The 22,216-nt window shown below is 39.6% G+C and carries 21 protein-coding genes; 18 read left to right on the top strand and 3 right to left on the bottom strand.

The annotated features are described in order from the left end of the window. Nucleotides 1-115: 115 nt before the first annotated feature. From AB3G38_RS13180 to AB3G38_RS13140, 9 genes are all read left to right on the top strand, one after another. Nucleotides 116-625, top strand: coding sequence for an RNA polymerase sigma factor (locus tag AB3G38_RS13180; RefSeq protein ID WP_367864364.1), 510 nt, complete (start codon nucleotides 116-118; stop codon nucleotides 623-625). Nucleotides 626-668: 43 nt separating this feature from the next. Then, complete coding sequence (locus AB3G38_RS13175) at nucleotides 669-2,024, top strand: hypothetical protein (protein ID WP_367864363.1); 1,356 nt, start codon at nucleotides 669-671, stop codon at nucleotides 2,022-2,024. 238 nt (nucleotides 2,025-2,262) lie between these two features. Beyond that, on the top strand, nucleotides 2,263-3,360 hold the full coding sequence (serC, locus tag AB3G38_RS13170) for a 3-phosphoserine/phosphohydroxythreonine transaminase (RefSeq protein WP_367864362.1): 1,098 nt from the start codon (nucleotides 2,263-2,265) through the stop codon (nucleotides 3,358-3,360). Continuing rightward, a complete protein-coding gene (locus AB3G38_RS13165) occupies nucleotides 3,347-4,522 on the top strand; it encodes a DUF1015 family protein (RefSeq protein ID WP_367864361.1) in 1,176 nt (391 codons plus the stop codon). The genes serC and AB3G38_RS13165 overlap by 14 nt, the downstream gene beginning before the upstream one ends. A 184-nt stretch (nucleotides 4,523-4,706) precedes the next feature. Next, complete coding sequence (locus AB3G38_RS13160) at nucleotides 4,707-5,312, top strand: GNAT family N-acetyltransferase (protein WP_367864360.1); 606 nt, start codon at nucleotides 4,707-4,709, stop codon at nucleotides 5,310-5,312. Between the two features lie 15 nt (nucleotides 5,313-5,327). Next, nucleotides 5,328-6,458, top strand: a complete 1,131-nt coding sequence (locus AB3G38_RS13155; protein ID WP_367864359.1) for a M20 family metallo-hydrolase — start codon at nucleotides 5,328-5,330, stop codon at nucleotides 6,456-6,458. A gap of 189 nt (nucleotides 6,459-6,647) precedes the next feature. Further along, nucleotides 6,648-7,892, top strand: coding sequence for an L-fucose:H+ symporter permease (gene fucP, locus AB3G38_RS13150; RefSeq protein WP_367864358.1), 1,245 nt, complete (start codon nucleotides 6,648-6,650; stop codon nucleotides 7,890-7,892). A gap of 30 nt (nucleotides 7,893-7,922) precedes the next feature. Next, a complete protein-coding gene (locus AB3G38_RS13145; protein ID WP_367864357.1) occupies nucleotides 7,923-8,756 on the top strand; it encodes an amidohydrolase in 834 nt (277 codons plus the stop codon). 121 nt (nucleotides 8,757-8,877) lie between these two features. Further along, nucleotides 8,878-10,527, top strand: coding sequence for a M28 family metallopeptidase (locus AB3G38_RS13140; protein ID WP_367864356.1), 1,650 nt, complete (start codon nucleotides 8,878-8,880; stop codon nucleotides 10,525-10,527). Nucleotides 10,528-10,584: 57 nt separating this feature from the next. Here AB3G38_RS13140 and AB3G38_RS13135 read toward each other — a convergent pair whose 3' ends face one another. Further along, entirely contained in the window at nucleotides 10,585-11,244 is a 660-nt protein-coding gene (locus AB3G38_RS13135; protein WP_367864355.1) for a metal-dependent transcriptional regulator, read from the bottom strand. A gap of 219 nt (nucleotides 11,245-11,463) precedes the next feature. Between AB3G38_RS13135 and AB3G38_RS13130 the strand changes: the two genes are divergently transcribed. From AB3G38_RS13130 to AB3G38_RS13090, 9 genes are all read left to right on the top strand, one after another. Beyond that, on the top strand, nucleotides 11,464-11,649 hold the full coding sequence (locus AB3G38_RS13130) for a hypothetical protein (protein WP_367864354.1): 186 nt from the start codon (nucleotides 11,464-11,466) through the stop codon (nucleotides 11,647-11,649). 213 nt (nucleotides 11,650-11,862) lie between these two features. Further along, on the top strand, nucleotides 11,863-12,054 hold the full coding sequence (locus AB3G38_RS13125; RefSeq protein WP_367864353.1) for a hypothetical protein: 192 nt from the start codon (nucleotides 11,863-11,865) through the stop codon (nucleotides 12,052-12,054). Between the two features lie 98 nt (nucleotides 12,055-12,152). Beyond that, nucleotides 12,153-13,892, top strand: a complete 1,740-nt coding sequence (locus AB3G38_RS13120; RefSeq protein WP_367864352.1) for an ATP-binding protein — start codon at nucleotides 12,153-12,155, stop codon at nucleotides 13,890-13,892. A 93-nt stretch (nucleotides 13,893-13,985) separates the two neighbouring features. Continuing rightward, entirely contained in the window at nucleotides 13,986-14,564 is a 579-nt protein-coding gene (locus AB3G38_RS13115) for a hypothetical protein (protein WP_367864351.1), read from the top strand. A 270-nt stretch (nucleotides 14,565-14,834) separates the two neighbouring features. Beyond that, nucleotides 14,835-15,302, top strand: coding sequence for a VOC family protein (locus AB3G38_RS13110; RefSeq protein WP_367864350.1), 468 nt, complete (start codon nucleotides 14,835-14,837; stop codon nucleotides 15,300-15,302). Between the two features lie 156 nt (nucleotides 15,303-15,458). Continuing rightward, nucleotides 15,459-16,775, top strand: coding sequence for a Na+/H+ antiporter NhaA (nhaA, locus tag AB3G38_RS13105; protein WP_367864349.1), 1,317 nt, complete (start codon nucleotides 15,459-15,461; stop codon nucleotides 16,773-16,775). A gap of 102 nt (nucleotides 16,776-16,877) precedes the next feature. Then, the gene (locus AB3G38_RS13100; protein ID WP_367864348.1) at nucleotides 16,878-17,102 is read left to right on the top strand and encodes a hypothetical protein; all 225 of its coding nucleotides are present in this window, start codon (nucleotides 16,878-16,880) and stop codon (nucleotides 17,100-17,102) included. A 109-nt stretch (nucleotides 17,103-17,211) separates the two neighbouring features. Further along, nucleotides 17,212-18,039: a glutaminyl-peptide cyclotransferase gene (locus AB3G38_RS13095; protein ID WP_367864347.1), complete on the top strand. Its 828-nt coding sequence runs from the start codon at nucleotides 17,212-17,214 to the stop codon at nucleotides 18,037-18,039. Nucleotide 18,040: 1 nt separating this feature from the next. Further along, nucleotides 18,041-19,276, top strand: coding sequence for an MFS transporter (locus tag AB3G38_RS13090; RefSeq protein WP_367864346.1), 1,236 nt, complete (start codon nucleotides 18,041-18,043; stop codon nucleotides 19,274-19,276). A gap of 22 nt (nucleotides 19,277-19,298) precedes the next feature. Here AB3G38_RS13090 and AB3G38_RS13085 read toward each other — a convergent pair whose 3' ends face one another. Together AB3G38_RS13085 and AB3G38_RS13080 are read right to left on the bottom strand one after the other, a co-directional pair. After that, nucleotides 19,299-19,994 (bottom strand): ABC transporter ATP-binding protein, encoded by a 696-nt coding sequence (locus AB3G38_RS13085; RefSeq protein WP_367864345.1) that lies wholly within the window; start codon nucleotides 19,992-19,994, stop codon nucleotides 19,299-19,301. 12 nt (nucleotides 19,995-20,006) lie between these two features. Beyond that, entirely contained in the window at nucleotides 20,007-22,193 is a 2,187-nt protein-coding gene (locus AB3G38_RS13080; RefSeq protein ID WP_367864344.1) for a TonB-dependent siderophore receptor, read from the bottom strand. Nucleotides 22,194-22,216 lie beyond the last annotated feature (23 nt).

Below are 22,216 nucleotides of genomic sequence, written 5' to 3'. Positions count from 1 at the left end.
TAGGAAAATGGCTCAGGTTAAATTATAAGAATAGGTGCAAAGTATCATTATCGGGTGCATCAAGAAGGAAAGGTCAAGTCAGTATTTACTCTATAAAGAATTTTATAGTTATTGCATGGCTATATGCCGTCGGTATGCTTTAAATGATTTTGACGCTGCCGAAGTATTAAATGATGGATTCCTGAAAGTCTTTACACATATAGAAAAATATGACCTTGAAAAACCCTTTAAACCATGGCTTGCGCGCATTATTACAAATACGGCAATTGATCGTTACCGGATGAATCTGAAGTTTTCAGATCATGATGACGTAAATGATCATGAGGAAATTGGCCAGGCTGCTTCGGTTTATGAGCAATTGGCTTATAAAGATTTACTGGTTTTAGTCCAAAAACTTTCACCGGCTTATCGTACCGTATTTAATTTATATGCTATTGATGGCTATTCGCATGAAGAAATAGCCAGTCTCTTAAAAATATCAACAGGAACATCTAAATCTAACCTATTTAAAGCACGACAACAGTTAAGAGAAAAGCTCGCAGTCTTGAATGTAAACAAGCCAGCAGAAGGAACTGCAGATTTACAACAGATTGAGGGAAGGGGCATTGGGTATAATGGAAGATAAATCTGGTTTTAACAATGAAATGCAAAGAAAATAATAAATACTGATGAATGAAGATAACGATATAGATCAGCTATTTAGAGATAGGTTAAGTGATCCTGAGATCCCTTTCAATGAAATGAACTGGGAAAAGATGGAGCGCAGGCTTGATGGGAAGACGAAAAAAAGAGTTATTCCATTATGGGTATATACTGCGTGCAGTATTGCCGCTGTATTGCTGATCTCTTTATACTTGATTTTCCTTGCTCCTGTAAGTTCAGATCAGCAGATCGTTAAAGATCCGTTAACAAGTCATGTGGTGAAACCAGGGAAAGAACTTGTTCCTTTAACGGCTGTAGATTCATTGAAAGCGCCAGGTGTGAAAGTGCCAGTTACGGGAAAATCTGCCGGTATCCAAAATGGATATATCACTGATCATACAGATTTTTCGCTGGCAGGAATGACACCGGTTTCTTCAGGAACGGGTTCTTCATTAGAACGCTCTGCTGGAAATAAGGGGATCGCTGCAACATCACCTTTAGTGGGGATTACATCTCCGCTATTAGATTTTTCATCCATAGTATCAAATCCTATATCTCCTGTATTAACCCCTGCAACCACTATTGCTGCGAATGCTAAAACAAAACCTGCAGTTCCAGCAGTGGAAACAGACAGCGCTATGCTGGTCAGAAAGGCGAATGCTTTAGCGCAGAGTAAAGATCCGTTTGAAAGGGTTGAGGCCTCAGAAATCGCACGCAGCGTAAAAAATAAAATGGAGAAAGCTTTACAGCCACAAAACGATTTGATATTAAGTGCCATGGCTGCGCCAGATATGTCTTTTGCAAAATCAAGCAGGCCTTCTAAAGTAAGTTCTAATGTTGGTGTGCTGGCTACTTATGCTTTCACATCGAAGATCAGTATGACTTCGGGAGCCGTTTATGCGCGAAAGTTCTATAATTCTGGTAATTCTGGAGGAGGGAACTGGGCAAATATTACTTATGTACCGGGTTCGGACTGGCAGGTCAATGCAGACTGTAATGTACTGGATATTCCATTGAATGTGAACTATAAGATCTTTAACAAGAAAAAACTATCGGTAAGTTTGAATACCGGGGTTTCCAGTTATTTTATGCTGAAAGAAAAATATCAGATTACAACAGGGCAGGGGGCAGCGGCAAAGGTTACAAATCTGGAAATTGACAATGAGAATCAACATCTTTTTGGAATTGCGAATGTGTCAGTTAGTTTTGATCATCAGCTCACTCCATCGGTTAGCGTAGGTGTGCAGCCTTTTGCAAAGTTGCCATTGACAGGAATTGGCTATGGGGATGCAAGTTTAAAATCAGCAGGGGTATCTTTCTCTTTGAATATTGGTTTATTTCCTGCTAAAAAGCCTGGAAAATACGCAGCTGTCCGGTATTAATCTAATCGCATAAAATGACTCCCGTTTGTTCCCTTAAATTGCAAATCATTCATTTGATCTATATCCGCCAGGTATAAAACATTATTTTGCAGAACAGGTATCGTTTTACTGATTCCCAATTTTTTATTCTGAAAATTGGCTGGTAATCAGTTTATTTATCTTTAATTCAAGTCGGGGACGATATCGGGTAATCTTTGTTGCATCTTTAAGAGTTTCTTAAACCAAATATAAATTAGAGATGACGATCCGGATTAAATATAATTTTGGGGCGGGACCTTGTATCCTTCCTCCCAGCGTATTGGAACAAGCTGCTGAAGCAGTAAAAAACTGGGATAACAGCGGACTGTCTATCCTTGAAGTTTCTCACCGCTCTCCAGAATTCGAAGAAGTAATGCGCAAAACAGAAGAATTGGTAAGAGAACTTCTGGAAGTACCAGAAGATTATGCGGTACTGTTTTTACAAGGCGGCGCGAGTACACAATTCTCGATGATTCCGCAAAATTTTTTACAGAAACATCAGAAAGCAGCGTATCTTGATGCTGGCTTATTCGGACATAAATCTATTAAGGAGGCGAAATATTTTGGCGGGGTAGATGTGGTGGGCTCTTCTGCGGGTGACAGTTATTCAAGAGTACCAGAAATTGGAGATGTCAGTAAAGATACTGCCTATTTTCACTGTACTTCCAATAATACTATTGAGGGGACAGCAATGTTCGGCTTTCCTGATTTAGGTGTACCACTAATCTGTGATATGTCTTCTGATATTTTTAGCAGGGTAATTCCAATCAGCCAGTTTGACCTGGTTTATGCTGGTGCACAGAAAAACATGGGCCCGGCAGGAATGACACTGGTCTTAGTGAAAAATGAATTACTCGATACGGTGGAACATCCGGTTCCCTCGATGTCAGATTACCGGATTTACCGTGACAATCAAAGTATGTTCAATACCCCGCCTGTATATGCTATTTATGTGGCGATGTTAAACCTGCAATGGTTAAAAGCTAATGGCGGAGTTGCAGAGATTGAAAAAGAAAATATCGCTAAAGCAGGTTTATTATATGCAGAGATCGAGAGAAATCCGCTGTTTTTTGGAATGGCTGATCAGGCGCACCGTTCCAGAGTTAATGTTTGTTTTAAAATGCATGATGAGTCTAAGGAAGAAGATTTCCTGTCTTTTGCTGCAGAAAGGGGTATGGTAGGGATCAAAGGCTACCGGACAGCGGGAGGTTTCAGAGCTTCGCTTTACAATGCATTAAGGCTGGACGCTGTAAAAGCACTGGTCGCCTGTATGCAGGATTACGAGAAACACAGTTTATTATCATATGGCAACAATTAGACCTTTCGTCGCGTTAAGGCCTCAGGAAGTTTATTTAGATAAAATGTTAACCCTCAAAGCTTCTTCCGGTAATGGGGGAAGCAACGGATTTATTGCCAGGATGCTGGATAATGGCCATCCTGAAAATAAAGAGCTGACTAATGCACATTTGCTGGAAAACCTGAAGAGAATGCTGCTTAAAGGTGATTTTTACCAGGAAGAGCATCCTTGTATTTTTATTTATGAAATCACAAAAGGTACCCATACACAGACAGGAGTATGGGCAGTTACTGATCTGGATGATTTTGACCGCGGACATATCAAGACCCATGAATCTACCCTGAACTGTAATTCTTATAGTTTAATGAACTACCGGAATGAAGTGGGACTGGAAGGAGACCCTTTATTGTTAACTTACCGGCCTGACAGGACAATCAGTTCGCTGTTGAATCAGATTAAGCAGGCTGAAGCCAGTTCAGTTTATTATTCCAATAAGATTTTTCATAGAATATGGCGGGTTTATGATTTAAAGACAATCCGTCAGCTGAGTTTATGTTTTTCAGAGTTACAGCATGTTTATCTTGCAGATGGCCATCATCGCCTGGTAGCAGCCGCTAAATGCAGGAATATTGAAGCTAAAACTTTAGTAGAAGCAAGAAATTTTAATTATATCTCTTCTTTTTATCTTTCCAGCGATCAATTGAGTATTAAAGGATCTCACCGGGTAATTATTCCGGCTGATGATGTTTATATCGATCAGGTATTCCGGACATTGAAGAAGATGTTTTCTGTTACAAAATCATCACGTAACGAACCCGTAATCCCTTTAAACCCGCGTGAATTTGGGCTGTTTATGGAAGAAAAATGGTACAGAATGGTTTATAAGCTCGTGGATAAAAATGAGATGCCAGATGCTTGTCTGTTGCAGCAAAAAGTATTTGAACCTTTGTTTAATATTAAAAATCCGGAAACTGATGCGCAGTTAATTGCCGTAGGTGGCACTGATGCATTGAGCCAGATTCAGCAGATCCTGGCAGAAAACCCTGCGGCTATTGCTTTCACCCTGGCTGTGATGAATGCCGATCAGTTAATGGATATTGCGCAGCAGGGGATTTTGCTTCCGCCAAAATCTACCTGGATAGAGCCGAAAGTCCCTTTTGGTTTATTGTTAAGGAAATTGTAGCCAGTTTCAGATTATGCCTTGTTAAAATGAAAATGAACCTTTCCATTTCGGAAAGGTCCGGGCACTGGTTTCTTCAGCATGAAAAATATAATTCCCCTTTAAATAGCTTTAAAAAGGATTGATGAGGAATTGTCCGTCCGGGCATATCATTTGGGTTTAGATTTTTAAAAAAATTTAGACTCAAATGGAGAATCAAATGATATTTGTGCGTGTTGCCACATTAAATGATATCAGATATGCCGATGAAATAGTTAAAGAAACCGAGGCCTCTGCAATTGTCAGAGGATCAGGGATTGCAAAACGTACTCCTGAATCAATAGCGCAAAAAATGCGTGCTGGTCAGGCTGTTATCGCTGTGACCAGCAGCGGGCAGTGGGTTGGGTTTGCTTATTTTCAATCTTATGAAAACAATAAATTCGTTTCCAACTCTGGTTTGATTGTTTCTCCTGCATTCAGAAATTCTGGCGTAGCCAAAGCAATTAAAGAAAGAGTTTTTAAGCTATCCCGAAGAATATATCCGGAGGCAAAAATTATCAGTATTACTTCAGGTGCGGCAATCATGAAAATGAACTCTGCCCTGGGTTTTGAACCCGTTACCTTCGCTGACATTACCCATGATGAATTCTTTTGGGAAGGCTGTAAAAGCTGTATAAATTATGACATTCTGGAGGGTAAGAAAAAATGTAACTGTTTATGTACAGCTATGTTATTCGATCCCGAAAAAGAGCAGGCAGATACTCTTCCTGCCGAAGTATTAAGTCATTTTCCTATGTATTTTTTCAGAAGCTAATTAATCTTTGTATTTATGAAAACAGATTTTGAATACCAGACTGATCAGGATTCTTTCTTTCCATATCAGGTGGAATCCTTTGAATTATTAAAAAAATTAATTTCAGCACCTTCTTTTAGCGGACAAGAACAAGTGACCGCAAATTTGATTGAATCGTTTCTCCGGGATAATTATGTATTTACGCTAAGAAAGCACAATAATATATGGTGTTATAATCTTCATTTCGACCATAACAAGCCTACTATTTTGCTGAATTCACACCATGATACGGTTCGTCCTGCAGCAGCTTATACGAAAAATCCTTTTGAACCGGTAGTTTGTGATGGCAAGCTATATGGCCTGGGGAGTAATGATGCCGGAGGAGCATTGATTTCACTGATCGCAACTTTTCTTCATTTCTTCAAAAGAAGAGATTTACCTTTCAATATTTGTTTAGCAGCAACGGCCGAAGAAGAGAACTCTGGTGAAAAAGGGCTTAAATCTATATTAGATGATTTGCTGCCTGTTTCTTTCGCTATTGTCGGAGAGCCTACACATATGCAAATGGCTATTGCAGAGAAAGGTTCAATGGTTCTGGATTGTACTGCTTTTGGACGTTCCGGACATGCAGCCCGGGAAGAAGGGGATAATGCGATTTACAGAGCATTAAAAGATATTCAGTGGTTTTCTTCTTATGTGTTCCCCATTGAATCCAGCATAATGGGGCCTGTGAAAATGACCGTTACCGAAGTAAATGCGGGTATACAACATAATATTGTTCCTTCGGAATGTAAGTTCACAGTAGATGTCAGGTTAACGGATGCCTATACCGAGAAAGAGCTTTTACATATCATTCAGAACCATACTTTCTGTGAGTTTACGGTTCGCCCGGGGGTATTGAAACCTTCTTGTATCGATCAGCTTCACCCGATTGTTAAAACCGGGCTCTCTATTGGCAGGATGGCTTATATTTCTCCAACAAGTTCTGATCAGGGCTGGCTGGATATGCCTTCTGTAAAAATGGGGCCTGGTGAATCTGCCCGTTCTCATACTGCCGATGAATTTATTTACCTCGAAGAGATTAAAGAGGGCATGGATATCTATATACAATTACTGGAATCTTTATTCCCTTACCTGGTTAATAATCCTGAAGCTAAAAATCAATAAAAAATTCATTAGTGCTTTTTCCTGGCCCTGGTATTTTAATACCGGGGCTTTTCTGTTTATATTTAGAAACAGGATCCATGCCGATGTTAAAATAGCTTAATAACTGGATAAACAGGTATTGCTTTTTTTGACGAAAAGATCCTTTCTTTAGCCTAACCAATATAAACCGAAAACGTATAAACGATTAAAATGCGAAAGAATCAATTTGCTGTAGTACTGATCATCTCCCTGTTTTTTTTGTGGGGCTTTGCACTCAATCTAAATCCTATCCTTATCCCTCATTTAAAGAAAGCATGTCAGCTTTCCGATACACAATCTGCATTGATAGACTCTGCTTCTTATATCGCATATTTCCTGCTGGCAATTCCTGCGGGTAAATTCATGAAAAAGTTCGGCTATAAAGGTGGTATTGTATTGGGATTATTGTTATTTGCTACGGGTGCATTTCTTTTTTATCCCGCAGCAGTCACCAGGTCTTATATATTCTTTTTAATTGCACTTTTTATTATAGCCAGCGGACTCGCTTTTCTGGAAACGGCTGCTAACCCCTATATTACAGTGCTGGGAGATGAAAAAGGGGCAACACAGCGTCTGAACTTTGCGCAATCTTTCAACGGACTTGCCTCTACGCTGGCGCCATTTTTAGGAGGAATGTTTATTCTCTCCGGACAAACACTGGATGCAAAAGCAGAAGCTGCAATGAGTCCGGAACAGCTGAATATTTATCTGAATCATGAAGCCTCTTCTGTTAAAATACCTTTTTTAATTATCGGAGCGGTGGTCTTGCTGGTTGCTGTTTTTCTGATCAGGACCCCATTGCCTGAAATTAAAGATCATGAAGGGGATTCAGATAGCAGTGTCTCTTTATTCAGAGAAAAAAATCTGATGCTTGGGGTAACTGCCCAGTTTTTTTATGTAGGTGCACAGGTTTGTGTATCCAGCTTTTTTATCCGTTTCTCTGCGCAGGTGGCCGGAATCGCTGAGAAATCAGCCGCGTTATATCTTTCTGGCGCATTACTTGGATTTATGACTGGCCGTTTTATAGGAACGTTCTTAATGCAGTATATTTCTCCTTCAAAACTTCTGGCAATTTATAGTGTGATTAATATTGCTTTGATTTTTGCTGCGGTAACCACTAATGGTATGACAGCGATTTATGCTTTATTAGGTGTTGAATTCTTTATGTCAATTATGTTCCCGACTATATTTTCGCTGAGTATCCGCGGGTTGGGTTCCAGAATGAAAGAAGGTTCTTCTCTGGTGATTATGGCTATTGTGGGGGGAGCAGTATTCCCTGTGATCATGGGTAAGGTATCCGATATGACCAATATTCATACGGCCTATATTGTACCGGCTGCGTGTTTTGCAGTGGTCTTATATTTCGCGCTGACTAACCTGAAAGTAAAGAAAATCAAATTGACCACGGCACATTAGAATTGATCATTACACCTTAAATCATAGCAAATGAAAATTGATGCCCATCAGCATTTCTGGAAATATGATACCCGCAGGCATGACTGGATCAGTGAAGAAATGGCTGTAATCCGCCGTGATTTTTTACCTGAGCATCTTGCAGGGGTTCTCGCGGAAAACAAGGTGGACGGATGTATTGCTGTGCAAGCAGATCAGTCGGTTGAAGAAACTGAATTCTTGTTGCAGCTGGCTGCTTCGCACGATTTTATTAAAGGGGTGGTAGGCTGGGTAGACCTTCAGGCTGCTGATCTTCAAAGACAGCTTGAAAATTATAGTCAGTTTAAAAAACTGAAGGGGTTCAGGCATATTTTACAAGGGGAAGCACAACGTGACCTTTGCCTGGAGCAATCTTTTCAGGATGGAATTGCGCTATTGGCACCTCATGGATTCACTTATGACATTCTGATTCATCAGGATCAATTGCCATTTATTCCTGCATTTGTGGCCCGGTTTCCGGATCAGCGTTTTGTCATTGACCATATCGCAAAGCCAGGTATCAAAGAAAAAGACATCAGGAATTGGAAAAGGGATATAGAATTGGTTGCTTTGCATCCTCATGTTTCCTGTAAAATATCGGGTCTGATCACAGAGGCAGATCTGAAAGCATGGACAAATGAAGACTTTATTCCTTATTTGGATGTAGTCGTTAATGCTTTTGGTATAGACAGGGTTATGTATGGGTCAGATTGGCCGGTATGTTTAGCCGCAGGAAATTATAAAGCTGTAATGGAATTGGTGAAATCATATTTTAGTTCTTTTTCTGCCTCAGAACAGCAGCTTTTTTTTGGAGGAAATGCGATTGCATTTTACCAGTTAAATGGATAAAATATTTTTCGACCGCTTATTGGTCAGCGGAATCTTTTGAATTAAAATTCCTTAAGGGTATTTCGTTTTTCTGCTGCCGCAATTTTGATTATTTGTAATAAATTGAGCGAAATTTGTCAGCATGAAGAAAACTATCCTTTATTTAGCCGTTGCCGGTTCGTGTTTTACTGCCTGTAAACCAGGTGAAAAAAGTAAAGCAGATGCCTCTCCGGATTCTGTAGCCATTAAAATGATTAATGATTCCAGTTTTGCCAGTCATATCCGTGTTTTGGCCTCTGATGAATTTCAAGGTCGTAAACCGTTCACTATTGGAGAAACCAGGTCTATTCATTATCTGAAAGAACAATTCAGTTTACTGGGACTTAAACCTGGTAATGGAGATAGTTATTTTCAGGAAGTACCGATGATCGAGATTAAATCTGTTCCTGAAAGTAAAATGATATTTAAAGGGGCTGCCGGTGAAGTGATTGCAGATTATCTGACTGGTTTCGTTGCGGCGACCAAAAGAGTACAGCCCGAAGTAAAGCTGACCAATTCCAATCTTGTATTTGCAGGTTATGGAATTGTTGCTCCTGAATATAAATGGAACGATTATGCAGGTCTGGACGTGAAAGGAAAAACTGTAGTGGTCATGATTAATGATCCTGGTTTTGCTGATTCAACACAGTTCAGAGGAAAGAACATGACTTATTATGGTCGCTGGACTTATAAATTTGAAGAAGCAGCCCGCAGGGGAGCGGCTGGTATATTGATTATCCATGATACAGAACCAGCGGCATATCCATGGTCTGTAGTACGTAGTGGCTGGTCAAAATCCAAGTTACAAGCAGAAGAAAAGGATAACAACAGGTCAAGAGCTATCGTAGAAGGATGGATCAGTATGGACATTGCCAAATCTTTATTGAAGCTTGGTGGCCAGTCTGAAGCTATTTTTAAAGCAGCTGGTAAACCAGGTTTCAAAGCGGTTGGCTTAAAATTGACTACTTCTCTGACGATAAAGAATACAATTAAAAAGTCAATATCAAATAATGTAGTGGCTATCATTCCCGGTACTAAAAGACCAGAAGAAAATATCATTTATTCTGCCCACTGGGATCATCTCGGGATTGGTGAGAAAGTAAATGGTGATTCTATTTATAATGGAGCAGTTGACAATGCAACAGGTGTAGCAGCTTTACTGGAAATTGCGTCTGCTTTTCAAAAATCAGCACGCAAACCTGAACGTTCCATCGTATTTGTCTCTTTTACCGGAGAAGAACAAGGACTGATTGGTTCAGCATATTATGCTAAACATCCTGTTTATCCGGTTAGTCAAACGGTTGCAGATATGAATATGGACATGATGGGGATTGCCGGGAAAACAAAAGATATCGTTGTTTATGGGTATGGCCAGTCAGATTTAGAAGACTACGCAGAGGTTTCTGCAAAAAAACAAGGCAGAGTAATTGTAAAGGATCCTGTTCCTTCATCGGGTCTGTATTACCGTTCTGACCATTTTAACTTCGCCAAGGTGGGTATTCCGTCTTTGTTTACTGGTTCAGGAGTAGATAATATTCAGCATGGGAGGGCATGGGGGTTAAAACAGGTAGCCGATTATACAAAATCACGTTACCATGCACCAGCTGATAATTCTGATGCGATCACTGACCACAGTGGAATGGTGGAAGATGCACGCTTATTATTTGATATGGGCTACCGGTTAAGTCATGAAACTACTTATCCGAAATGGAAAGAAGGTTCTGAGTTCAAAGCGATCAGAGCGGAAAAATAATAATAAATTGACCAGGAGGCTTATAAAATGAGCCCTCTGGTCAATTGAGCATTTTTATTAATCGATAATCAGCAGAATATTATCTGTCATTTTGCTGGACACTGTTTTCGGGGTACTGCCATCAATAGCAATCACCATAGACTGGTCGAAATCTAATTTGTCCAGCACTTCTATTTTTGAGCCCAGTCCTAAATTAAGCTGTTTCAGATATTTTAAAAAGGGTGTGGAGGTATCTCTTACACTACCTACTTTACCCACCTGATTAATTTCCAGTTCACTCAGCCGTTTATTGGCATAAACTGGCATTTGACCATTGGACGCAGGAATAGGATCTCCGTGCGGATCAAATGCAGGATTTCCTAAAAAGTCATCCAGTTTTTTTGCCAGTTGTTCATCGTGAATATGTTCCAGCTGTTCAGCAATATGATGAACCTCGTGCCAGTCATAATTTAATTTTTCTACTAAGAATACTTCCCACAATCTATGTTTACGAATAATATCAAGTGCAACAGTTTCTCCCGTAACAGTTAGAATTGCACCCTGAGTTTTATCATAAGTAATTAATTCCTTCTCCTTTAATTTTCGCAGCATATCAATTACTGAAGCAGGATTGTTTTCCAGCGCATCAGCTATGGCCTTCAAACTGACCTTATTTTCACTTTTGCTGATGTGGTAAATCGTTTTCAGATAGTTTTCCTCAGAATAGGTTTTCTTCATTTTATAGCTTCTCCGGCACAAAAGTAAATAAATATTAGTTACTCTATTCAATTAGGTAAAGCTAATTACTTATATTTGCTTAATCAATTTAATTAATTTAAACAGGCCTAAATGCTCAAAGATGAAGCACTGGTATGCGATTTAAAGAGTGACTGCGTTAAATACACAGGTGATGTCTAATTCGCCATTTAAATTATTGATCATATTTACTTACAAATTATGGAAGTAGCAATTACCATACTCGAAAATGAAATCAGAAATAAGTCAGCATTTCTGAAAAAAGAAGACCTGATGAGAAAAGATCTGAAACAAGCCACTATACTGATGAAAGATATTTCTAAACTTAAAACGGCAGTGAAATTACTAAAAGATCACCATCAGAGAAAAGAAAGAATACACTTGTAAGAAGTGATTTAAAATCAGAGGGCCTGTTCGTTTTAGCGTACAATCTTCCAGTTTTTTAAATTCAGATTTATTTGAAAGTGGCCTCGGTGTGGTTCCCGGGGCTATATCTTTTTATTTTAATTATTTTTCACTTATTTAATTCATATTTAGGTGTTTGGTTAATAATTTTCTATATTTATATTTAAATTCGCTAGTCAAATTATTATTTAACCCATGCAACCTCAACCTACTCAAAACTCTGAGGAGTTATTACAAAATCAGGATGAATACAGCTACGTCCCTTTTGATGGTTTTGTAAATGTAAATGATATCGTAACCAGAAGAAGACAGCTAAGAAGTGCTGAGTTCAATATCCCTGAACAAACCTGGGAAATAAATATGGATCAGCCTTCGGTGACCCTGTAAAAGATCAGTTATTCACGATCAATTCATCAATTCTTTGGGTAAATTAATATTTTACTTATATTCAAAGTATCTATTATATCATTTGATATATACTGCTGATGAAATTATTCACTGCCTATGTAACTGCTAAGAGGTGTCTTTACCTTCTTTTGCTGATTCTTTTATTGGTTGTTTTTTCGGATGTATTTAACTTGCTGTCCCGGCAGGTGATCTTAATTCTGCATCTGATCCTGTTGCTTGCTGTGCTGATTTTATTTGTCGTTTTTTCTGCTCAGGAGAAAAAGAAGAAAAAAGGAAAGGCCAGAAGAGAAGACAAAATTAAAAAACAGCACACAACACAACATACAGCAGACCACATTGCGGAAAATGAAACTGGTTTTATTACTATTGCAGATCAGATCCCGTTTATGGTTTGGCGTTCAGATCCCGATGGAAGATGTATTTACGTCAATAAAAAGTGGATACAATTTACTGGGATGAGTTATAAAGATAGCCTGGGTTTTGGGTTTGCCAAACCAATGGCCATTCCGGAAAATCAGGAGATCAGGCAAGAGTGGTGGAACATGATCAAAGGGCATCAGCCTTATGAGATAAAATTCCGGATCAAAAATGTATCCGGAGAATTGCGCTGGGTAATGGCCAGAGCAAACGCATACCATACTGGTAATGTATTTATGGGTTACATTGGCAGTATCATCGACATTACAGAACAGGAAAATTCTACTATAGCCGTTCAGGAGTTGTCAGATCGTAAAGATGAGTTCCTGAGTATTGCCAGCCATGAACTTAAAACCCCGCTGACAAGTATTAAAGCACTTTTTCAATTGATAGGGAAAAGCATAACCCCTGAAGATAAAATCTATCATTTCATGGAAAGAGCCAATAGTAACATTATAAGGCTGGAAACACTGATTGCAAATTTACTGGATGTATCAAAAATCAATGCTGGAAAATTAAGCTATGATTATACAGAGTTTGCCTTTGAACAGATGCTGGAAGATGCTGTGCTGAGTATGGAAAATATTGCGCCGGACCATCACTTTACCCTGCGCAAATCTGATGCTGTAAATTTTACGGGTGACAGGTTCAGGCTGGAGCAGGTGATCTATAATTTTCTATCCAATGCAGTCAAATATTCACCCGGAGGAAAAGAGATTATTGTAACCTCAGAGGTCATCAATGGAAATATCATCGTTTCTGTACAAGACTTCGGGATCGGAATAAAGCGGGAGAACCTGGCTAAGATTTTTGAACGGTATTACAGGGTCGATAATACCATCATGAAATTCGATGGATTGGGTTTAGGGTTGTTTATTTCTTCGGAAATTATTAAACGGCATAATGGCAGTTTCTGGATTGAAAGCGAATTAGGGCAGGGGGCGACCTTTTACTTTATCCTGCCGCTTACTGAGCAGCACTTACATGCAGATGTCCATACAGATGAGTTTAGTTATTACCAGGATGAAACAATTGATGTGCAAGTTAATACTGCAGCAAACAGGCTGGATGTAAACTGGACAGGTTATCAAAACTTCAAAAGTGTACAGGATGGCTGCCTGATTATGCTGGATCTGCTGAAAAAGAACCAGGTTGCTAAAATATTAAATGATAACACTGAAGTGAGGGGAAACTGGTCGGAAGCATCAGACTGGGTGTCCAAGGAATGTTTACCGGCTCTGGCAGAAACTGGAATAAAATATCTGGCCTGGATCTATTCGCCAAGCAGCTTTAGCCAGCTTGCCGCTGAAAAAAGTGCCGCACCTTTAAAGAGCACAATCAATATTCAGTTTTTTAAGGATAAAACATCAGCTATAGACTGGCTTGACTCATTATCCTGAGTATCAGTAAATTTCAGTTCTTAACATTTTTTTGTGGAATACATAGGCAATTTCTTACATTGTATATAAATCAATTTATTAAATGAGAATCTTATGAAAAAATTACTTTCGTTAGTAGCCATATTAAGTTTCTGGGTAAGCTTAACAATGGCACAAACTGCTGCACCTGCAACAGTTAAGCTTAAAAAAGATGGTACACCAGACAAACGTTACACGCCTGTAAAAGAGACAAAAACTACGACAAAATTAAAGAAAGATGGTACGCCTGACAAGCGTTATACAACGACTACCACTACTAAAGTATCCCCTCCTGATAAAACAGTACAAAAAGAAAAAGCAAGTAGAGTTACTAAAGTGACGACCATTACAAAACCAGTAACGGGGGCACCTGCTGCCGGAACGGTCAGACTTAAAAAAGATGGTACGCCAGATAAACGCTACAGCAATTCAGCTGAACCAGCAGTGGCTCCTGTACAAGAAACAAAAACTACGGTCACTAAAGCAACCAGAGCACCTAAAGCTGCTGCTGCACCAGCTGCAAAAGATTACAAACCAACAGTTGACAGAAGTATTTCCGGACCAAATGGAGAAGAAATCATGACCGGGCCACGTGGTGGAAAATACTATATCAATAAAAATGGAAATAAAACCTATGTAAAAAGAGAAGGATAATGCGAAACTTTAAGTTAAATAACTCTTGAATTCGTTGCAAAACAATTTAATTATAGGAGAATAAAACACCTTTATATCTTTTATATTAAATATAGTTAGCTGAAATTTAACTAATTAACGATTTTAGTTGTTGTTTAATTCTAAAGATATTTTATATTTGTATTGTCCTTATGACACCACCAGTTCATATGAATTGATGACACGGGGCCGGGTAGACTGAACAATGCCCGGCCTTTCTTATTTCAACCCACCTTTTTAATAATTACCACTATGAAACCTCATGCTTTTTTGCTTGTACTCTGCTTATTTGCGGGTGCTGTAAGTCAATCATTTGCGCAAACTTCGCCAGGAAAAGAAGCCGCAGTCCTCAATCACATCGCTGTTTATGTGACCGATCTAAAAAAAAGTACGGAATTTTATGAAAAACTATTCCACCTGCAACAAATTCAGGAACCTTTTAAAGATGGTAAACATAGCTGGTTTACGCTTGGAGCTGCCGGACAAATGCATCTTATCCTGGGTGCAAAACAAACCACTGTTCATGATAAAAATGAACACCTGTGTTTTAGTGTACGTTCGATTCCGGATTTTATTCAGTTGCTGGATCAGCAGAAAGTTGATTATTCCAATTGGCCTGGTACAGCTAAGGAGCCGACCATCAGAGTAGATGGTGTGAAGCAAATCTATTTCCAGGATCCTGACGGACACTGGCTTGAAGTAAATGATGACAAAAAATAAAAACAGACTATACCAACAGGGCGACAACAGCAGAGATTTGACAACGATGCATAACGGTTCAAAAACACTGAAATACTGCATAAAAACTCATGTTTTGCCGCATTTGGTGGTGTAAAATAGGTTTATTAACCTTATTTTTGGGGTGATCAGATAACTATGGAATTAATACCTAAATCACCCATTGAAAAAATTATTGCCCCGGTAAGCAAATTCATTCATTTGGAATATACTGGTGGAATAGTCCTGTTTTTAAGTGTGATTATTGCCATTTTATGGGCCAATTCACCATTTCATGAGTCATATCATCATTTGTGGGATATTAAATTCTCTATTGGTTTTGATAGCTATGTATTGAACAAGCCGCTTCACATCTGGATTAATGACGGGTTGATGGCTCTGTTTTTCTTTGTAATTGGATTAGAGCTTAAAAGAGAGTTTATGGAAGGTGAATTGTCCACCTTAAAGAAGGCTTCTTTACCGATGATGGCCGCTTTAGGCGGAATGCTGATTCCAGCCGCTATTTTCTTTGTGATCAATAAAGGATTGGCTTCTGAACACGGCTGGGGTATTCCAATGGCTACAGATATTGCTTTTGCACTGGCGCTGCTTTCTATGGCTGGAAAACATATTCCCGGCTCAGTAAAGGTGTTTCTTTCTGCTCTGGCAGTTGCGGATGACCTGGGGGCAGTTTTAGTCATCGCATTTTTTTACACCAGTAATTTAAATTTTGTTCCACTGGGCATAGCAGCAGTTTTTCTGCTGGTACTCCTGGCCGGTAATAAATTAGGGATCAGAAGTACAGCCTTTTATCTTTTAATCGGAATTGCAGTTTGGATTGGATTTTTACTTTCGGGAGTTCATGCCACAATCGCAGGGGTTTTAGTCGCATTCACTATTCCTGCGGTGACTAAGATTAATGAAAATAGCTTCTCCGAAAACCTGAGAAAGTTATCAGCAGATTTTGAAAAGGAAATCCCTAATGATGGTCTGCTGACCACTTCAGAACAACATAGAACTATCGAAGAAGTCAAAAGCCTGACGCTGGCAGCAGAAACCCCATTGCAAAAAATTGAGTATGCTTTGCATCCCTGGGTTGCTTTTGTAATTATGCCGCTTTTCGCGCTCGCTAATGCAGGTATAATTATAGGTGCAGACTTCTTCTCCGCTTTGGTGAATCCAGTGAGTCTGGGGGTTATATCCGGCTTAATCATTGGTAAATTTGTGGGTGTGCTTTTATTTACCTGGTTAATGGTAAAAACCGGATTGGCACAATTGCCGGATCAGGCAAACTGGAAACATATTACAGGTGTGGCTTTGCTGGCTGGTGTAGGTTTTACCATGTCCCTGTTTATCAGTAACCTGGCATTTGAACAACCAGAATTCATTAATCAGGCTAAATATGGTATTCTTATGGCGTCATTAATTGCAGGTATAGCAGGGATAACCCTGTTAAAGAGTTTTAAAAAAGTTTAAGCAGCCCGTAGCTTCAGTCAGCTCACAATAATTTTACTTATAAAATGTGCTGAACTGAAACAAGCTGATCACTATTTTGTTTTATCACTAAAACCAGGACATATGATTATCACAGAAAATAATACACCGTTTAACAACGAAGAAGAGGAAGATGACCAATTGAGTCAGCAAGATGTGCAATCGGACGGAATAGATGCTATTCCTGCTTCAGAAGCAGATAGATTAGCTGCCGAAATTGACAATTTAAAACAAGCGGATAAATCTTCAGAAGCTTCCTATACTTTAGATGCAGATCGGGGATTTGCTCCAAAAAAAGAAGAAGAATAAGGTTTTTTTACCTTCATAAAATCAGGCTGCCTCTAAAAAGGCGGCCTTTTATTGTTAAGAATATTTATATATTTCCTGCGGATTTCAAACCGTAGAAACAAACAATTCCATGTATAACAAATATAAAGTGCTGGCTCTTGGGCTGGCTATGACCGTTGCTTCCTGTCAAAATAAAAATAAGGAAACAAAAACAACAGCTACAGCAGCAGACTCAACTTCCACGCAGGCTCCTGAAAAGCTCACCTATAAAGTTGTGGGCACCTTACCACATGATACTGCTGCCTACACCGAGGGGTTTGAACTCCATGGTGGAAAAATCTATGAAGGAACCGGAACCTATGAGAATTCATTTGTCTCGGTATCTGATACGAGTGCTGGCAAGCTGGAGAAAAAATTCCCTCTGAAAGACAAAAGTATTTATGGCGAAGGAATCTCCATATTGGGCAATCAGCTTTTTCAGCTGACTTATCAAAACCATGTCGCGTATGTCTATGACCTGAAAGACCTGACCAAACCAACCGGGACCTTCAAGTGGCCGCAGGAAGGCTGGGGAATGACTAATGATGGTAAAAATCTTTACGTGAGTGTGGGGAGTTCTATTATTTATAAACTTGATCCAAAAAGCTTTGCTGTTATCGGGCAAATACAAGTCACAGATAATTTAGGTACCGTAGATCAGCTGAATGAACTGGAATATGTGGATGGATTCCTTTACATTAATCAATGGCAGACGACAAAAATATTGAAAGTGGATGTGTCTACCGGAAAGGTGGCTGGAACTATTGATTGCTTCGGACTGTTGTCAAATTATGCACCAGATTATACCCCGAAATCTGAGGATAGTGTGCTGAATGGTATTGCCTGGGATAAAACGCATCAATTATTGTATGTAACTGGTAAAAACTGGCCGCTAATTTTCAAACTGCGTTTAGACTAACATGCACATCAGTACATTTAATGCCTTTAAAAGCCGTAATTACAGGCTGTATTTCAGTGGTCAGTCTATTTCACTGATTGGAACCTGGATGCAGAAAACTGCGGTGAGCTGGGTAGTGTATTCAGAAACGCATTCTAAATTCATGCTCGGACTCACACTGTTCGCAAGTATGTTTCCTTCTTTTATCTTTTCGTTTCTTGGCGGAGTTGCATCCGATCGGTATAACCGGTATAAGCTCTTGTTAATTACCCAGTTTGCTTCAATGGGGCAGGCAATTCTATTAACTTTACTGATCTTTTTCAGACACTATTCGGTTTGGGAAATTATTGCGTTAAGTGCTTTACTCGGGCTGATCAATGCCTTTGATGTACCGGCAAGGCAATCTTTAGTTTATGAGATGGTCGATGATAAAGCCGATTTGCCTAATGCACTCGCTTTAAATTCTTCCATGGTGAACCTGTCCAGGCTCATCGGTCCGGGTATTGCCGGAATAGCGCTGGAGAAGTTTGGAGAGGACATTTGTTTCGGTTTGAACGCTGTGAGCTTTATTGCAGTAATCGGTTCTCTGCTGCTGATGAAACTTCCCAGATACTTAGAAAAGCCCAGAACTAAAAATGTGTTTGGAGAACTTAAAGAAGGGTTCCAATATATTAAACAAACACCTTCTATTGCATTTGTGCTGATTATGCTGGCGCTGATCAGTCTGCTTGTTTTACCCTTTAGTACGCTGATTCCTGTTTATGCGAAAGATATTTTTAAAGGAACGGCCTCTACCTTCGGTGTGATTGACAGTGTAATCGGGCTGGGTGCATTTTGTGGCGCCATTTTTCTCGCCTCTTTAAAACCCGGCAGAAACCTGAGAAAGATTCTGGCAACCAACACGCTTATATTCGGAGCTGGGCTGGTCTTATTTTCACATACAACCTATTATCCCATTGCTTTGGTTTTTGCAACGATATCCGGTTTTGGAATGATGTCACAGATTACCATTAGTAATACTTTAATTCAAACAACCGTAGATCCGGCGATGCGCGGAAGAGTAATCAGCTTTTATGCGATGGCTTTTTTCGGAATGCAGCCCCTGGGTGGTTTATTGATCGGAACACTGTCCCAATGGATCGGTACGCCGGATACCGTCATGGCCCAGGGGATTATCACCCTGATTATCGGATTTTCTCTATTCTGCTTTTTACGCAAGGATGAAGCTCAAAAATTAAAAGCTGAGCAGGAGGTTTAATTCTCCTGCCTGGCTGAGCAGCTCAGATCGTTTCCAGGTATAACTGTTGTAAATCGCTGGCAGAAATGTCCTTTGCATTCAGCGTATGGATGAGTGATCCCTGGCGCATAATCCCGATTCTTGTACCCACATTTACGGCATTAAAAATATCGTGTGTAGCCATAAAAATAGTTCTTCCATCCTTAGAAAGCTGTTTGACAATTTCACTGAATTCGTGTGTTGCTTTTGGATCAAGTCCGCTAGTGGGCTCATCCATTAAAATGACTTCTGCATTTTTGGCCACAGCAATAGCAATCCCTACTTTCTGGCGCATACCCTTGCTGTAATTTCCAACCCTTTTGTGAAACGCTTCCGGTTGTAAACCTGCCTGTAACAAATACTTTTCGAGTTCTTCCTTTTTGTAATTGAATCCGGCAATACGGCTAAAAAAGTCAAGGTTTTCTAAACTGGTCAGGTTTGCATATAACATGACAATTTCCGGAATATAGGCCAGGAATTTCTTGGTATCCGGCTGATCCGGGCTAACCAGAATCCCGTTGACCAGTGCTTTTCCCGAAGAAGCTCCTGTAAAACCCAGGAACAAATTAATTGTCGTGGTTTTACCAGCTCCATTCTGGCCTAATAAACAAAACACTTCTCCCGGTTCAACATTCAGGTTCAGCGCATTAAGTGCTGTATGGTCCCCGTATTTTTTAGTCAGTTCTATGGCTTGTAACATGCTTTTTATGGTTTAAAACTTAATTCCTAAAGATACTTTTACAGTAAACGGATCACCATCGATATAATAGAAATTACGGCCATCATAGGGATAACCTGTAATCAAATCGCCGGATGACATATAACGTTTACCAGTCAGGTTATCCGCAATTAACCGAAAGAAATATTTATCCTGTACATAACTCAAACCTGCATCATATTTGGTGAAGTCTGGGATATATTGATTTTTCTCTGAGGTACTGCGTTTGATCATGGTGGTCTGGCCTAAGCTCAGGTTCAGACTCGCTTTGTTTTTCAGTGGAAAACTATACTGTATCCAGGTATTAAAGATCTGTTGCGGGGTTTGCGGAAGTTCTTTACCTACTAATTCCGGATCCTCATCTTTAGTAATGGTAGCCTTTACATAGGTATAGTTGGTGGAAATGGAAAGCTGATCGGTGATATTTCCAATCACATCCACTTCAATTCCATTACTGGTTACCTGGCCGGCCGGGGTAACGAATCCGGCATTGATCAGGTCCGTTACCGGTACATTTGATTTTAACGTGTGAAATCCATTTATAGTCGTGTATAAATGAGAATTGAACCAGTTTCTTTTGATACCCAATTCCATGTCTTTCCCTTTTTGAGGATCAATAGCTGCCGTTCCGGTTACTTCTTTTGTAAGAGGATCAACAATAGCTCTCTGGTAACTCTGAGGCACAAAAGACTGGTCGTATAAGAAGAAAATTGAGGTGGCTGGATTAACCAGGTAGGTTAATGCGGCACGTGGAGAAAGTGCTTTCTGGTTGTAATTATTGGTTTTGACAACACCTTTAGCATTCGTGGTCTCTTTTTCATTCGTATACCAGGTATACCTTGCACCAAGAGTTAGTAAAAGCTTTTCCTGCAATTGGATATTGTCATAGATAAAGGCAGATTTTATAAAAGTGTTGTTGTTCGTCCTGTTGATCCTCGTAGTTAGTTTTACTGTTTCTGGTCTGGCTGTATTTACCGTTCCGGATTTGTTATAATCTGATTCTATCTTTCCGTTATTCAATGATAAGGAATCCCTGCTATTGGTATAATCTGCACCAAATAATAATTGATGTTTAATACCTCCTGTTTTGAGCTGTCCATTTGCAAATAACTGACTGGAGAAGGTTTTTCCCGCACCCATGGATAGGCTGGCCCTGCGTTTTGTATTCCCATTTGCATCAAAATTCACCATACTTCCTTTGGAGGTCATATTCCAGTTTTTATAAGGAGATGATAAATAAGAAGATTGGGAAGTAACCTGCCAGTTGTCATTGAATTTATGTACTGCATAGAATCTTGCGGTTTCATTTTGTGTATAACTTGCAGGTAAAGCCCGTTCTGAACTGTAATTTGTACTGATCGGGCCTTTCAAGATGTCTTGTTCACTGCGTACTTTGACAATGGCAGAACCATTTTGTATTTCCCCTCTTATAAAATCATATTCTGCCAGTACATAAGTATCCGGGCTAAAGTTATATTGTAATACCGGGGCAACCACGTATTTATTCGTGCTGATATCATTCAGGTAAGAATCCTTATGCTGATAAGCCGTATTGAAACGATAAGAGAATCCTTTCTTCTGAACTTCAGAACCAATATCCGCAGTTATCCGGTATAAATTGAAACTTCCAGCTGTTTGTACGATATTGAACATTTTATGCCCGGGGGTTTTAGTGAGGATATTAATTGATCCGCCCGGATCCCCCACAGAATTTAAAAAGCCCGCCGGGCCTTTAACAAATTCTACGTTCTCTATCAGCGCTTCATCGTCAATAGAAGCACCATAACTAAAACGGCGTGACATTCCATTTAAGGTCGTATAAGCGGCGAAACCACGAATCTGTGCAACGGCAGAGTTATCAAATGGAGTGCTGTTATAACCAAAATAAACACCGCTGGCATTACGTGCAGCATCTTTGAGTTCCAATGCGCCTTGTTGTTGTAATAAGCCGGTCGATACGCTGATGATATTCTGGGGGATCTGAATTAATGGCTGTTGCAGCTTTAAGCTATTGGAAAGGGTATCAGTTTTAATCCTGACCTTCTTTTTACGGGTTACATTGATCTGATTGAGTTTATTGATCTGACTCGTGGTATCGGTTAACTTTTTAGGTTGCTGGGCATGAAGAAAATTGGGGAGAGCGCTCAAACTGAGCATAAGTAAGTAAAAGGTTTTTTTCATTTGGTGTGGCAATTAATGGAGTT

The organism is Pedobacter sp. WC2423 (genome assembly GCF_040822065.1).
Taxonomy (GTDB): domain Bacteria; phylum Bacteroidota; class Bacteroidia; order Sphingobacteriales; family Sphingobacteriaceae; genus Pedobacter.
This window is presented reverse-complemented; position numbering and strand designations above follow the sequence as displayed.

Bases quoted from the DNA above. Each gene is read 5' to 3' on its own strand.
- AB3G38_RS13175 (WP_367864363.1), top strand. From the start codon at position 669: ATGAATGAAGATAACGATATAGATCAGCTATTTAGAGATAGGTTAAGT.
- AB3G38_RS13100 (WP_367864348.1), top strand. From the start codon at position 16,878: ATGATTATCACAGAAAATAATACACCGTTTAACAACGAAGAAGAGGAA.
- nhaA (WP_367864349.1), top strand. From the start codon at position 15,459: ATGGAATTAATACCTAAATCACCCATTGAAAAAATTATTGCCCCGGTA.
- AB3G38_RS13155 (WP_367864359.1), top strand. From the start codon at position 5,328: ATGAAAACAGATTTTGAATACCAGACTGATCAGGATTCTTTCTTTCCA.
- AB3G38_RS13160 (WP_367864360.1), top strand. From the start codon at position 4,707: ATGGAGAATCAAATGATATTTGTGCGTGTTGCCACATTAAATGATATC.
- AB3G38_RS13120 (WP_367864352.1), top strand. From the start codon at position 12,153: ATGAAATTATTCACTGCCTATGTAACTGCTAAGAGGTGTCTTTACCTT.
- AB3G38_RS13085 (WP_367864345.1), bottom strand. From the start codon at position 19,994: ATGTTACAAGCCATAGAACTGACTAAAAAATACGGGGACCATACAGCA.
- AB3G38_RS13115 (WP_367864351.1), top strand. From the start codon at position 13,986: ATGAAAAAATTACTTTCGTTAGTAGCCATATTAAGTTTCTGGGTAAGC.
- AB3G38_RS13095 (WP_367864347.1), top strand. From the start codon at position 17,212: ATGTATAACAAATATAAAGTGCTGGCTCTTGGGCTGGCTATGACCGTT.
- AB3G38_RS13080 (WP_367864344.1), bottom strand. From the start codon at position 22,193: ATGAAAAAAACCTTTTACTTACTTATGCTCAGTTTGAGCGCTCTCCCC.
- AB3G38_RS13140 (WP_367864356.1), top strand. From the start codon at position 8,878: ATGAAGAAAACTATCCTTTATTTAGCCGTTGCCGGTTCGTGTTTTACT.
- AB3G38_RS13145 (WP_367864357.1), top strand. From the start codon at position 7,923: ATGAAAATTGATGCCCATCAGCATTTCTGGAAATATGATACCCGCAGG.
- AB3G38_RS13130 (WP_367864354.1), top strand. From the start codon at position 11,464: ATGGAAGTAGCAATTACCATACTCGAAAATGAAATCAGAAATAAGTCA.
- AB3G38_RS13090 (WP_367864346.1), top strand. From the start codon at position 18,041: ATGCACATCAGTACATTTAATGCCTTTAAAAGCCGTAATTACAGGCTG.
- AB3G38_RS13165 (WP_367864361.1), top strand. From the start codon at position 3,347: ATGGCAACAATTAGACCTTTCGTCGCGTTAAGGCCTCAGGAAGTTTAT.
- AB3G38_RS13135 (WP_367864355.1), bottom strand. From the start codon at position 11,244: ATGAAGAAAACCTATTCTGAGGAAAACTATCTGAAAACGATTTACCAC.
- AB3G38_RS13125 (WP_367864353.1), top strand. From the start codon at position 11,863: ATGCAACCTCAACCTACTCAAAACTCTGAGGAGTTATTACAAAATCAG.
- AB3G38_RS13180 (WP_367864364.1), top strand. From the start codon at position 116: ATGGCTATATGCCGTCGGTATGCTTTAAATGATTTTGACGCTGCCGAA.
- AB3G38_RS13110 (WP_367864350.1), top strand. From the start codon at position 14,835: ATGAAACCTCATGCTTTTTTGCTTGTACTCTGCTTATTTGCGGGTGCT.
- fucP (WP_367864358.1), top strand. From the start codon at position 6,648: ATGCGAAAGAATCAATTTGCTGTAGTACTGATCATCTCCCTGTTTTTT.
- serC (WP_367864362.1), top strand. From the start codon at position 2,263: ATGACGATCCGGATTAAATATAATTTTGGGGCGGGACCTTGTATCCTT.